At 30.6% G+C, this 12,495-nt stretch carries 11 protein-coding genes and 2 riboswitches; of the genes, 7 read left to right on the forward strand and 4 right to left on the reverse strand.

Features of this window, described 5'->3' with window-relative positions; all coding sequences use genetic code 11:
• The first annotated feature begins 91 nt into the window (after window positions 1–91).
• Window positions 92–186: riboswitch (THF riboswitch) on the forward strand.
• Between the two features lie 64 nt (window positions 187–250).
• The gene (locus V2W16_RS07515) at window positions 251–784 is read left to right on the forward strand and encodes a folate family ECF transporter S component (protein ID WP_329383807.1); all 534 of its coding nucleotides are present in this window, start codon (window positions 251–253) and stop codon (window positions 782–784) included.
• Window positions 785–795: 11 nt separating this feature from the next.
• A complete protein-coding gene (locus tag V2W16_RS07520) occupies window positions 796–2,469 on the forward strand; it encodes a formate--tetrahydrofolate ligase (protein WP_329383810.1) in 1,674 nt (557 codons plus the stop codon).
• Between the two features lie 53 nt (window positions 2,470–2,522).
• Here the strand turns inward: V2W16_RS07520 and dhaL are convergent, their stop codons facing one another.
• The 4 genes from dhaL to V2W16_RS07540 form a co-directional block, all read right to left on the reverse strand.
• The gene (gene dhaL, locus V2W16_RS07525; protein WP_329383813.1) at window positions 2,523–3,137 is read right to left on the reverse strand and encodes a dihydroxyacetone kinase subunit DhaL; all 615 of its coding nucleotides are present in this window, start codon (window positions 3,135–3,137) and stop codon (window positions 2,523–2,525) included.
• An 11-nt stretch (window positions 3,138–3,148) separates the two neighbouring features.
• A complete protein-coding gene (gene dhaK, locus V2W16_RS07530) occupies window positions 3,149–4,141 on the reverse strand; it encodes a dihydroxyacetone kinase subunit DhaK (RefSeq protein WP_329383817.1) in 993 nt (330 codons plus the stop codon).
• 91 nt (window positions 4,142–4,232) lie between these two features.
• Window positions 4,233–4,994, reverse strand: a complete 762-nt coding sequence (locus V2W16_RS07535) for a DeoR/GlpR family DNA-binding transcription regulator (protein ID WP_329383820.1) — start codon at window positions 4,992–4,994, stop codon at window positions 4,233–4,235.
• Window positions 4,995–5,278: 284 nt separating this feature from the next.
• A complete protein-coding gene (locus tag V2W16_RS07540) occupies window positions 5,279–5,821 on the reverse strand; it encodes a manganese efflux pump MntP (protein WP_329383823.1) in 543 nt (180 codons plus the stop codon).
• A gap of 107 nt (window positions 5,822–5,928) precedes the next feature.
• On the opposite strand from V2W16_RS07540, the gene V2W16_RS07545 reads away from it, so the two are divergent.
• The 5 genes from V2W16_RS07545 (at window position 5,929) to metK (ending at window position 12,480) form a co-directional block, all read left to right on the forward strand.
• Entirely contained in the window at window positions 5,929–7,677 is a 1,749-nt protein-coding gene (locus V2W16_RS07545) for an Rqc2 family fibronectin-binding protein (RefSeq protein ID WP_329383826.1), read from the forward strand.
• Between the two features lie 13 nt (window positions 7,678–7,690).
• On the forward strand, window positions 7,691–9,010 hold the full coding sequence (gene der / locus V2W16_RS07550) for a ribosome biogenesis GTPase Der (protein ID WP_253230024.1): 1,320 nt from the start codon (window positions 7,691–7,693) through the stop codon (window positions 9,008–9,010).
• A gap of 69 nt (window positions 9,011–9,079) precedes the next feature.
• Window positions 9,080–10,549, forward strand: a complete 1,470-nt coding sequence (gene spoIVA, locus V2W16_RS07555) for a stage IV sporulation protein A (protein ID WP_329383831.1) — start codon at window positions 9,080–9,082, stop codon at window positions 10,547–10,549.
• Window positions 10,550–10,632: 83 nt separating this feature from the next.
• Window positions 10,633–11,010: a dihydroxyacetone kinase phosphoryl donor subunit DhaM gene (dhaM, locus tag V2W16_RS07560; protein WP_329383836.1), complete on the forward strand. Its 378-nt coding sequence runs from the start codon at window positions 10,633–10,635 to the stop codon at window positions 11,008–11,010.
• A 145-nt stretch (window positions 11,011–11,155) separates the two neighbouring features.
• Window positions 11,156–11,254: riboswitch (SAM riboswitch) on the forward strand.
• Window positions 11,255–11,319: 65 nt separating this feature from the next.
• Window positions 11,320–12,480 (forward strand): methionine adenosyltransferase, encoded by a 1,161-nt coding sequence (gene metK / locus V2W16_RS07565; RefSeq protein WP_329383837.1) that lies wholly within the window; start codon window positions 11,320–11,322, stop codon window positions 12,478–12,480.
• The last annotated feature ends 15 nt before the right edge of the window (window positions 12,481–12,495 follow it).

A 12,495-nucleotide genomic window follows, 5' to 3' on the forward strand; every position in this document is an offset into this window, starting at 1 on the left:
TTATATGTAAATATCAATTTATTTAATATATTTTTTATAAAATAGCCGAATATAGAGGTTTTTTATGATATAATCTTTATGTAAAAATATATACAGAGTAGATAAGATGCGTTAAGTGTTAAAGGATGGGAAGTTGCCTTTAAACGAAAACCTTATTGGTTGCGGTGTCTTGTCGCGTCCGCTGTAAAAAACATTAATTAAATATGTTTCATAGCGGAGCTTTGTCTAGTAATACTTAGGAGGTAAAAGTATGAATAGAGCAAGCTCTAGTTTGGTAAGTACAAGAAAATTGGCTTATGCAGGATTGTTTATTGCAATGGGGATGGTTCTTAAGATGTTTGAAATTTCTGTTACACAAAATTTCAGAATCGGTTTTACAACTGTTCCCACTATTTTTTCTGGTATTGTTTTAGGTCCTTTTTATGGATTTGCCATTGGTTTTTTGTCAGATTTTATACAATTTGTTTTAAAACCTGATGGTGGTGCTTTCCATTTGGGATTTACCCTTACAAGTGCAATGTATGGTGTTATTCCGGGACTTTTTGCAATGTTTCTTAAAAGAAAAAATATTGAAATGAACTGTGTGCATATTTGTGTAATTGCACTTCTTTGTGAATTACTTTGTTCTCTTCTTTTGAACACTGTATTCCTTGTTCAGCTTTACGGATATGCAACTATTGCAATGATGCCACAAAGAATTATCAAAGCTGTTGTAATGATTATTCTTGATAGTGCTATTTTGTGTTTTTTATACAAAAATACCAAAAACAAAATTAAGATTTAAGGAGAATAAAAATGGGTTACAAAAGTGATATTGAAATTGCTCAAGAAGCAAAAATGGAAGACATAAGAGAAGTTGCCAAAAGAATAGGTCTTGGAGAAGACGATATAGAACTTTATGGGAAATATAAAGCTAAAGTTGATTATAACGTTTTAAAAAGAACCGAAAATAAAAACGGTAAACTTATTCTTACCACTGCCATAAATCCAACTCCAGCAGGGGAAGGCAAAACAACAACTACAATAGGTGTTGCGGATGCAATAAGAAGACTTGGTTATAAAACAATCATGGCTCTTAGAGAACCTTCTTTGGGACCGGTATTTGGTATTAAAGGTGGAGCAGCAGGCGGCGGATATGCACAAGTTGTTCCAATGGAAGATATTAATCTTCATTTTACAGGAGATATTCATGCTCTAACAGCAGCTAACAACTTACTTGCGGCTATGATTGATAATCATATACATCAAGGAAATGAATGTAACATTGACGTTAGAAGAATAGTATGGAGAAGAGCTGTTGATATAAACGACAGACAACTTAGAAATATTGTTTGCGGACTTGGAGGAAAAGTTAACGGTACTCCAAGAGAAGACGGTTTTGATATTACCGTTGCAAGTGAAGTTATGGCAATTTTCTGTCTTGCAAATAATATCACTGACTTAAAGGAAAGACTTGGTAATATAGTTGTAGCTTATAACATGGACGGAGATCCAGTTACTGCAAGAGATTTAAAAGCTAACGGTGCTATGGCAACTCTTTTAAAAGATGCCTTAAAACCTAATTTAGTACAAACATTGGAAGGTACACCTGCATTTATTCATGGTGGTCCTTTTGCAAATATCGCTCATGGATGTAACAGTGTTATTGCCACAAAAATGGCAAAACACTTCTGTGACTATGTTGTAACGGAAGCAGGTTTTGGTGCTGATCTTGGTGCTGAAAAATTCCTTGACATTAAATGTAGATTAGCCGACTTAAAACCTGATGCTGTAATTATTGTAGCAACAGTAAAAGCTTTAAAATACAATGGTGGAGTTAACAAAAATGATTTGGGCAGTGAAAATCTTGATGCCCTTAAAAAAGGACTTCCAAATTTAATTAAACATGTTGATAACATCAAAAATGTATTTGGTTTACCATGTGTTGTTGCAATAAACAAATTCGTAAATGATACTGATGCTGAAATTAACTTAATTAAAGATGAATGCCAAAAATTAGGTGTAAATGTAGTATTAAGTGAAGTTTGGGAAAAAGGCGGAGAAGGCGGAGAAGAACTTGCAAAAGAAGTTATTAAACTTTGTGAAGAAGAAAATAACTTTAAATTCTCTTATGATTTAGATTTACCAATTAAAGAAAAAATTGATGCAATCGCAACAAAGATTTACGGTGCTGACGGTGTTGACTATACAAAGAAAGCAGAAAAAGAAATTGAAAACTTTGAAAGACTTGGTTTTGATAAAATGCCTATTTGTATTGCAAAAACACAATATTCTCTATCTGATGATCCAAGCAAGCTAGGTAGACCTGAAGGATTTAGAATTACAATTAAAGATTTAACAGTATCAGCCGGTGCCGGATTTATAGTTGCTCTTGCCGGTGATGTTATGAAAATGCCGGGACTTGGTAAAAAACCTGCTGCATTTAATATCGATGTTGATGAAAACGGAAAGATTTCCGGATTATTCTAATAAAAAAGACCGCATATGCGGTCTTTTTTTGATTTTTTGTCAGGCTTTTTATTTTATAAAATATTATATAAACATTCAAGCATATAAGTAAAAGAAGTAGCTCCAGGGTCTTGATGTCCTATGCTTCTTTCTCCAATGTAGGCAGCTCTACCCTTTGTTGCAATTATTGTTTTTGTATACTCTATTCCTTCTTTTGCAGCATCTAAGGCTTCTTTCATTGCTTCTTTTGTTCCTTTGTCTATGTTTTCTTTGAAAGCATCATAAGCAGGAATCATAGAATCTAGCATTGTTTTTTCACCTTTATCTGACTTTCCTCTTTGTTTTACGCCTTCAATTGCAGCTTCCATAGATTTTATAAAATCTTCGCCGTTTAATTCTTCTTTACCTGCAAGAACCATTCCTGATTTCATGAATGCTGTTCCATATAAAGGTCCGGCTGCGCCTCCAACAGTTGAAACTAAAGTCATTCCTACTGTTTTTAATATTGTTCCACAGTCTTTATCTTTAACGGTATCAAGTTTTGCTTCTACAGCTTCAAATCCTCTTGCCATGTTTATTCCATGGTCCCCGTCAGCGATTTCGCTGTCAAGATCTGTTAAAAATTGTTTTTCTTCTTCAATTTTTTTTGCTATATTTTTAATTAATTCTATTAAAGTTTCTTTTGTCAATTTCTTTCTCCTTATAATGTTTTAAAAGCAGGTGTATCAGCTTTGCTGTCAAGAAGTGCTTTAAGTTCATCATCAAGTTTAAGTAAGCTTATTGAAAATCCTGCCATTTCGATTGATGTCATATAATGTCCTACGAAGCTCTTGTAAACTTTTATTCCTTTTTGTGATAAAATGTCAGATAGTTTGTTTCCTACAATATAAAGTTCCATTAGAGGTGTTGCTCCTGAATCATTTATCATTACGGCAACTTCGCTTCCTTCAAAGTCTAAATCTTTAAGTATGCAATCAAGAAGATGAGCTGTTATTTCATCAGCTGATGTAAGTTTTTCTTTATGAGTTCCAGGTTCACCGTGAATACCGATACCTACTTCCATTTCGTCGTCGTTTATTTCAAATCCAGGTTTTCCTGCTGCCGGTACAGTACATGGAGAAATTGCAACTCCCATTGTTCTAACATTTGCAATTACTTTTTCTGCAACTTTTTTTACTTCATCAAGGCTTCTTCCTTCTTCTGCTGCTGCACCTGTAATTTTATGAACAAATACTGTTCCCGCAACGCCTCTTCTTCCTGTTGTGTATAGGCTGTCTTTTACAGCAACATCATCATTTACTATTACTTGTTCAACTTTAATATCTTCCATAGCAGCCATTTCAGCAGCCATATCGAAGTTCATAACGTCTCCTGTATAGTTTTTAATTATAAGAAGAGTTCCTTTTCCTGCATCTGTTGCTTTAATAGCTTCGTAAATTTGATCAGGAGTAGGAGATGTAAATACAGGTCCTGCAACTGCTGCATCAAGCATACCGTATCCAACATATCCTGCATGAGCAGGTTCGTGTCCGCTTCCTCCTCCGCTTATTAATGCTACCTTTCCTTCTTTTTTGTCTTTTCTTACGATTACGTCAAGACCTTCAAGTCTTTTTACATATTCCGGATGCATTTTTGCAATTCCGCTTAACATTTCGTTTTCTACGTTTTCAGGTTTATTGATAAATTTTTTCATATAAAAACCTCCTTTATGGAATTATATCATAGTAGTTAAAAGTTATGAAAAAAATTATATCTACTTTAATAAAAAAGACCTTTTGGTCTTTTTATTTTGCAATGATTACTTCTACGCCTCTTTCTTTGTAAGCTTTTATGTCTTCATCACTCATTTCGTCTGTGATGATATAATCAAAATCTTCTATATCCGCAAATTTAATAAGCATTTTTTGATTTAATTTTGAATGGTCAATTACAGCAGCTACTTTTTCTGCATTTTTAATCATTGCTTGTTTTACAGGTGTTTCTGTAAATGATTTTACACTTGCTCCGTAGTTTATATCCATGCCATCTAAACCTATAAAAGCAATATCTGAATGTGTCGTTTGGAATAGATGTTCTGAAGTAGAGCCTAAAAGAGAAAATACAGATTTTTCTATGTAGCCTCCTGAAACTAAAACTTTAGCTTTTGAATCTAGCGCCAGTTTATATGCTGCTTTTACATCATTTGTAATAACCATGACTTCTTTATCTAAAATATTAGGTACTACATGATAAGGTGTTGACCCTCCATCTATTATAATAGTATTACCTTCTTCGACTAATTTTGCGGCAGCTTTTCCAATTCTTTCTTTTTCTTCTCTGAATGTTTTATCTTTTTGATAATGAGGAGTTTCTGTTGATAATATACTTTCTACGGATGTTGCTCCTCCGTGAGTTTTTAAAATTTTACCCATATTTGCAAGTTCTATTAAGTCTTTTCTAATTGTTACGTTTGATACACCAAGCATCTTTGATAATTCTTTTACACTTGCTTCTTTTTTTTCGTATATATATTGAAGAATTGTTTCTTGCCTTTGTTCTTTATACATTTTTTCCTCCAAATATAAATATAAACCTTTACATAACTAATGTAACAAAAATAAAATTATTTGTCAATTATAAATTTTCATCTACTTATTTTTTTTGAAAAAAAAAGAACAATTAAATTTCTTTAACTTTTAAAATGAAATTTAATTGCTGTTTGTCCTTTAATATATTTCTTCACTTTTTGTAGTTGTTTTCATCGTTACTTATGATGAAGCATAAGCTGCAAATATACTTAATACCATAAAATATAGCAATAAATAAAATATAATACTTGTTAATATCATTTCTAGCTAAGTAAAGCTTTTATTCCAATAATAATAAGTATAATTCCAGCCAAAGTTTCTCCTTTGTTTTTTAGTATTTTTCCTAAAAAACTTCCTGATAAAATGCCAATAATAGACATTAAAAAAGTCGTTTGTGCAATTAATATTGTTACAGGGATAATTTTTATATTCACAAATGCAAATGAAATTCCTATTGCTAATGCATCGATACTTACGCTTAATGATAAATACAATATCTTTAATAGTGAAAGAGAATTATATTTTTTATTTTCATTTTCCTTTAAAGATTCAATAATCATTTTTATTCCAATAAAAGAAAGTAAAAAGAAAACTATAATATTATCAATACAACTTATTTTTTCACTGAAATTTATTGCTAATATATATCCTAAGATCGGCATTAATCCTTGAAAAAAAGAAAAGAAAAAAGAAACCTTTAATATTTGTTTTACATTTATATTTTTACTCATTCCAATACATAAACAAACTGAAAATGCATCCATAGAAAGTCCAATAGCTATTAAAAACAAACTTATAAACCCCATAGAACACCTCATAATTCTTTTAATAAAAAATTTATTATTATATATTTGCTAATAAAATAAAATTAATATATAATTTACTCTGTTAAACAAATAAAGGAGAAAATAAAATGCCTTTTGATTCAATTACAACTTATGCTTTAATAAAAGAGCTTAAAAATAAACTAATAGGAAGTAAGATTAATAAAATATATATGCCTACAAAGTATGAAGTAGTACTTCATACTTTCGGAAGTGAAAAAGAAATGTTACTTATAAATGCGGGGTCATCTACTCCAAGAGTTCATTTTATAAATACTTATAATGCTTCAATGAATGAGCCTTACGGCTTTTGTATGCTTCTTAGAAAATATCTTTCAGGAGCTGTTATAACAGGTATTGATGGTTATGAGTTTGATAGAATAATTAAAATTCATTTTGAAAGCATAAATTTACTTGGAGATTATCAAAATCTTACGTTAATAGCTGAAATTATGGGAAGAAATTCAAATTTAATTTTGGTTGATGATGAAAGTAAAAAGATAATCGACTCAATAAAACACATAAAACCTGATAATCCTTTACTTAGAGAAGTTGTTCCTAAGATTGATTATGAATATCCTACAAAAGACAGATTGAATCCCATGAATTTTAATGAATTTGTAGCGATAGACAATATAATGAGTAAAGGGGATACTACATTAAAAAAAGCTTTAATGGCAACATTTAATGGTATAAGTCCCGTTATTTTTGATGAAGTAACAGATGGTCTTAATATAGATAAAAACGTAGGTTTAAATGATCTGGAAAAAAATGATATAGAAAATGTAGTAAGTTCAATAAAAAAATATTTTGAAGGACTTGATAATAAGCTTACTTATAATTTATATAAAAAAGACGGTAAAAATAAAGACTATGTTTGTATTGACATAAAAGCTTATGATAATCTTGATAAAGAGGAATTTTCATCTCCGTCTGAAATGATAGATGAATACTATCATGAAATTGATAGGATGAACAGATTAAAGGTTGTATATAAAGATGTATATAATCTTATAAACAGGACTTTATCAAGAGAAGAACATAAACTTGAACTTAGGAAAAAAGATTTGCAAAAAGCAGAAGACAGTGAGAAATATAATATAAAAGGTCAGTTGCTTCTTTCAAATCTTCATAATATTAAAAAAGGAGATAAAAGCGTAAAAGTTTTAAATTTCTTTAAAGAACCGTATGAAGAAATGACTATTTCCCTAAATCCTGCTTTATCTCCAAGTGAAAATGCAAATAAATATTTTAAAAAGTATTCAAAGCTTGAAAATTCAAAGAAATATTTGCAAAAACTTATTAAAGAAGGGGAAGAGAATGTTTATTTCCTTGAATCACAGTCCCTATATTTAGAAAGAGCTAAGACATATCCTGAAGTTGAAGAAATAAAAAGAGTTTTAGAACAGCTTGGATATATAAAGAAAAAGAAAAAAAGGTCAAATTTAAAAGAAGTAAAGAAACTTGTATTTAAAAGCCGTGATGGATATGAGATATATGTTGGAAGAAATTCTCTTGATAATGATTATTTAACGAGAAAATTTGCTTTTAAAACAGATTTATGGATTCACACTAAAGATATTCCTTCATCTCATGTTATAATAAGAACAAACAATGGTAAATATTCTAATGAAGCATTAGAGCTAGGTTGTAAACTTTGTGTTTATTATTCAAAAGCAAAAAATTCTTCAAATGTGGCAGTTGATTACACATATATAAAATATGTAAAGAAACCAAGCGGAATGAAAGAAGGTAAAGTAATCTATACGGATAACGAAACAGTACAGGTTACTTTAAGTGATGAAGACATTAAAATGATAGATAAATTAAGTAGTTAAAAGGAGGAGAAAAATGAGAGAACCTTTTGTTGCATTAATAGGAAGACCAAACACCGGTAAATCAACTTTATTTAATAAGATTTCTGGAAAAAGAATTTCAATTGTTGAAGATACACCAGGTGTAACAAGAGATAGGATTATAACTGATACATCATGGGGTGGAAATAGTTTCTTCTTGATTGATACAGGCGGTATAGAGCCAAAAAGTGATGACATAATTTTAAAACAAATGAAAAGACAAGCTAATCTAGCAATTGATATGGCTGATGTTATTGTTCTTGTCGTTGATGGAAGAAGCGGAGTTACAGCATCTGACAGAGATGTTGCAAATATGATAAGAAAAAGCGGAAAACCATGTGTATTAGCAGTAAATAAAATTGATTCTTTTGATATAGATTATTTAAGATATGAATTTTATGATTTAGGATTAGGAGAGCCAATAGCTATAAGTGCTGAACATGCTCTTGGATTTGGTGATTTACTTGATGAAGTTGTTGCTCATTTCCCTGAAAATAAAAAGGGAATAGATGAAGAAGAAAGAACCAAGATTGCCGTTGTAGGTAAACCAAATGCAGGAAAATCAAGTCTTGTAAATACTCTTCTTGGAGAAAACAGAGTTATAGTAAGTAACATTTCCGGAACTACAAGAGACGCCATAGATACAGTATTTAATTATGAAGGTAAAAACTATACTTTAATTGATACTGCAGGTATAAGAAAGAAAGCAAAAATATATGATGATATAGAACATTATTCCACAATCAGAGCAATAGGGGCAATAGAAAGAAGTGATATATGTCTTCTTATGATTGATGCAATGGAAGGCGTAACAGAGCAAGACGTAAAAATAGCCGGACTTATAAAAGATAGGTTTAAAGCTGTTATTATTGTAATAAACAAATGGGATTTAGTTGAAAAGCAAACAAATACGATGAAGGAAATGGAAAAGAAAATAAGAAGTTCTTTATATTTCCTTGATTTTGCTCCTATACTTTTCATAAGTGCAACAGAGAAAAAGAGAACACATAAATTAATGCCGTTAATTGAACAGGTTCTTGAAGAATATTCAAAAAGAGTTACAACTGGTCTTTTAAACGAAATAATGGGGGATGCGGTAATGATGAACAATCCACCAGCAAAAGGTACAAAGAGAATGAAAATATTCTATTTCTCTCAAGTATCGGTTTCACCTCCAACATTTGTTATTTTTGTAAATGACCCAGAACTTGAACAAGAAGCTTATTCAAGATATTTAATAAACAAATTAAGAGAAGCTTTTACATTTTTAGGTTCTCCTATAAAATTAATATACAGAAGAAAACAAGAAAATTAAAAAAATAATTATATTTTAACCTCCAAATGAATATGTATAAGTAAGATACATGAGTTTGGAGGTTTTCTTATGAATTTGGGAATATACGAAGATATATCAAAAAGAACGGGTAAAGATATATATTTGGGTGTGGTAGGACCCGTTAGAACAGGTAAATCCACTTTTATAAAAAAATTTATGGATGAACTTGTAATACCAAATATAGATAATAAGTTTAAAAAGGAAAGAGCCATAGATGAACTTCCTCAAAGCGGTTCGGGAAAAACAATAATGACTTGTGAGCCTAAGTTCGTTCCGAATACTGCCGCAAATATTTCTCTTGGTGGAGGAATTGATTTAAATGTAAGGCTTGTTGATTGTGTAGGATATGTAATAGAAGGGGCTATTGGGGATATGGACGAAAATGAAGAAAGAATGATAAGAACCCCATGGGACGAAAATCCTATGCCTTTTAAAAAAGCTGCAGAAATAGGAACAAAAAAGGTTATAGAAAAACATTCTACAATAGGGATTGTTGTAACAACAGACGGTAGTATAAGCGGTATAGATAGAGAAAATTATGTTCAAGCAGAAGAAAAAGTAATAAATGAATTAAAAAACATAAATAAGCCTTTTGTTACAATTCTTAATACAAAAAATCCTTCAAGCAGTAAGTCTAAAGAACTTTGTAAGAGTATGGAAGAAAAGTATGGGTGTAAAGTTATTATTTTAGATGTTATGAATATAACTCTTGATGATATCGAAAATCTTCTTTTGGATGTTTTGTTTGAATTCCCTGTTAAAGAAATTAACTATTCTCTTCCTTTGTGGACAGACTTATTAGATAAAGAAGATGAAATAAACAAGGAAATATATAATTTTATTTTATCAAATTCAAATAAGAATGATACTTTAAATAAAGTTTTAAAGGGAATTAAAGAATCGAAATTTGATAATTTTGAAATGAATATATCAAATATAGACCTTAGTCTTGGTGTTATACATATTGATGTTAATATAAATAACAGCGTATTTTATGGAATGCTAAACGAAAAAAACGGAGTCACTATAGAAAACGAATCCGATTTATTTATGCTTATCTCATCCCTTACTAATATAAAAAGAGAATATGAAAAAATAGCATCTGCCTTGGATGTTGCAAGAAACAGCGGGTATGGAATAGTTACACCTGAGTTTGAAGATTATGTATTAGATGAGCCTGAAATGATAAATAAATCTTCAAGACACGGGGTGAAAATAAAAGCCTCTGCTCCTGCACTTCATATTATATGTACAAATGTAGAAACATCAATAAGTCCTACAATAGGTTCAGAGGAAGAATGTCAGGTGTTTTATGATAAAATAATGGATGAATATAAAAATGATCAAGAAAAAATTTGGGAAAGTGAATTCTTTGGAAGAAATTTAAAAAATATGATAAGCGATAATATGCAAAATAAACTTACATCTATTGAAGATGACAATAAAATAAAAGTTCAAAAAGCACTTACAAGAGTTGTAAATTCAGGCAGAGGCGGGCTTATAATTTTATGGCTTTAAAATAAGAGGATTTCCTCTTATTTTTTTGTTTATATTAATAATTATGATATAATACTATAAATAAAATAATGGAGGATATTTTTATGTTAGGTATGGTTATTGTTTCTCACAGTGAAAAAGTTGCTCTTGGAGTAAAAGAACTTGCTGCACAAATGGCAAAAGATGTAAAAATTGTTGCTGCAGGAGGCTTAAGTGACGGAAGTATCGGAACTGATATGGAAAAAATCATGAACGGTATTTCTGAAGCTGACAGTGGAGATGGTGTTATTATAATGATGGATCTTGGAAGTGCCGTAATGACAACGGAAATGGCACTTGATATGTGTGAGAACGAGGCTTATATGATAGACGGACCAATTGTTGAAGGTGGTATTGCTGCAGCTGTTACAATTCAAAGCGGGGGAGATATTGAGGGGGTAAAAACTGCCGTTAACGAATGTAAGACAATAAATAAATTTTAATTTATTATATTAGAATAAAGAATTAATTAAATATATTTTAAAAAAGCTGTATTTAATAACAGCTTTTTTATATTTTATAATAAAATAAAATAAATTATTGCTTTTATATTATTTATATGGTAATATTCCAATTGTAAAATAATAGACCTTATTTAGAGTGGTGGAGTGAATAGGCACTATGAAACCCGGCAACCGACAGTTTGTACGGTGCCAATACCTACGGGATTTTTCCGAATGATGAGGAAGATAGTTAATCTCATAGGTTCCTATGAGAATTTTTTTATTTAAGGTCACAAATGGGAGGAAATAATGAATAAACACTTTTTTACATCAGAATCTGTTACAAAAGGTCATCCAGATAAAATATGTGACCAAATAAGTGACAGCGTGTTAGATGCTATTTTAGCACAAGATCCAAATGCGAGAGTTGCATGTGAATGTGCAATAAATACAGGACTTGTTCTTGTTATGGGAGAAATAACAACAAGCGGATATGTAGATATTCCAAAAATTGTAAGAAAAACAATTACAGATATTGGGTATACAAGAGCCAAATTTGGCTTTGACGGAAATACATGTGGCATTATCACATCAATAGATGAGCAATCAAGCGATATTGCAATGGGCGTTGATAAATCTCTTGATGCAGCAGAAGACGAAGAAGAAAACGGAGCAGGAGATCAAGGTATAATGTTTGGTTTTGCTTGCAACGAAACAGAAGAATATATGCCTCTTCCTATCTCGCTTGCAAATAAACTTGCTCTAAAATTAACAGAAGTAAGAGAAAATAAAACTTTAGAATATTTAAGGCCTGACGGAAAAACTCAAGTAACTGTTGAATATGATGGTGATAAACCTGTAAGAATAGATACTGTTGTTATATCAACACAACATGATGAAAAAGTATCCTTAGATACAATTAAACATGACATGATAGAATATGTAATAAAAGACGTTATAGATGAAAATCTTTTAGACGAAAATACAAAATATTTTATTAATCCTACCGGAAGATTTGTAATAGGCGGACCTCAAGGAGATAGTGGGCTTACAGGAAGAAAAATAATCGTAGATACATATGGTGGATATGCAAGACACGGCGGCGGAGCTTTCTCAGGAAAAGATCCTACAAAAGTAGATAGAAGTGCTTCATATATGGCAAGATACATTGCAAAAAATATAGTTGCAAGCGGTATATGTGAAAAGATTGAAATTGAAGTTGCATATGCAATTGGTGTTGCAAAACCTGTAAGTATATATGTGAATACTTATGGTACATCAAAATTAAGTGATGATAAAATAGTTGAAATAATAAATGAAAACTTTGATTTAAGACCTACAAAAATTATTGAACATCTTGATTTAAGACGTCCTATTTATAAACAAACAGCAGCTTATGGACACTTTGGAAGAAGTGAATTCCCTTGGGAAAAATTAGATAAAGTAGATGATTTGAAAAAATACTTATAAAATAAAGTAATTTGA

The sequence above is a fragment of the Anaerofustis butyriciformans genome, assembly GCF_036289385.1.
GTDB lineage: Bacteria > Bacillota > Clostridia > Eubacteriales > Anaerofustaceae > Anaerofustis > Anaerofustis butyriciformans.

Excerpts from the sequence above, each read along its gene's own strand:
- dhaM (WP_329383836.1), top strand. The coding sequence starts at position 10,633 with ATGTTAGGTATGGTTATTGTTTCTCACAGTGAAAAAGTTGCTCTTGGA.
- V2W16_RS07520 (WP_329383810.1), top strand. The coding sequence starts at position 796 with ATGGGTTACAAAAGTGATATTGAAATTGCTCAAGAAGCAAAAATGGAA.
- V2W16_RS07535 (WP_329383820.1), bottom strand. The coding sequence starts at position 4,994 with ATGTATAAAGAACAAAGGCAAGAAACAATTCTTCAATATATATACGAA.
- spoIVA (WP_329383831.1), top strand. The coding sequence starts at position 9,080 with ATGAATTTGGGAATATACGAAGATATATCAAAAAGAACGGGTAAAGAT.
- V2W16_RS07540 (WP_329383823.1), bottom strand. The coding sequence starts at position 5,821 with ATGGGGTTTATAAGTTTGTTTTTAATAGCTATTGGACTTTCTATGGAT.
- V2W16_RS07515 (WP_329383807.1), top strand. The coding sequence starts at position 251 with ATGAATAGAGCAAGCTCTAGTTTGGTAAGTACAAGAAAATTGGCTTAT.
- V2W16_RS07545 (WP_329383826.1), top strand. The coding sequence starts at position 5,929 with ATGCCTTTTGATTCAATTACAACTTATGCTTTAATAAAAGAGCTTAAA.
- metK (WP_329383837.1), top strand. The coding sequence starts at position 11,320 with ATGAATAAACACTTTTTTACATCAGAATCTGTTACAAAAGGTCATCCA.
- der (WP_253230024.1), top strand. The coding sequence starts at position 7,691 with ATGAGAGAACCTTTTGTTGCATTAATAGGAAGACCAAACACCGGTAAA.
- dhaK (WP_329383817.1), bottom strand. The coding sequence starts at position 4,141 with ATGAAAAAATTTATCAATAAACCTGAAAACGTAGAAAACGAAATGTTA.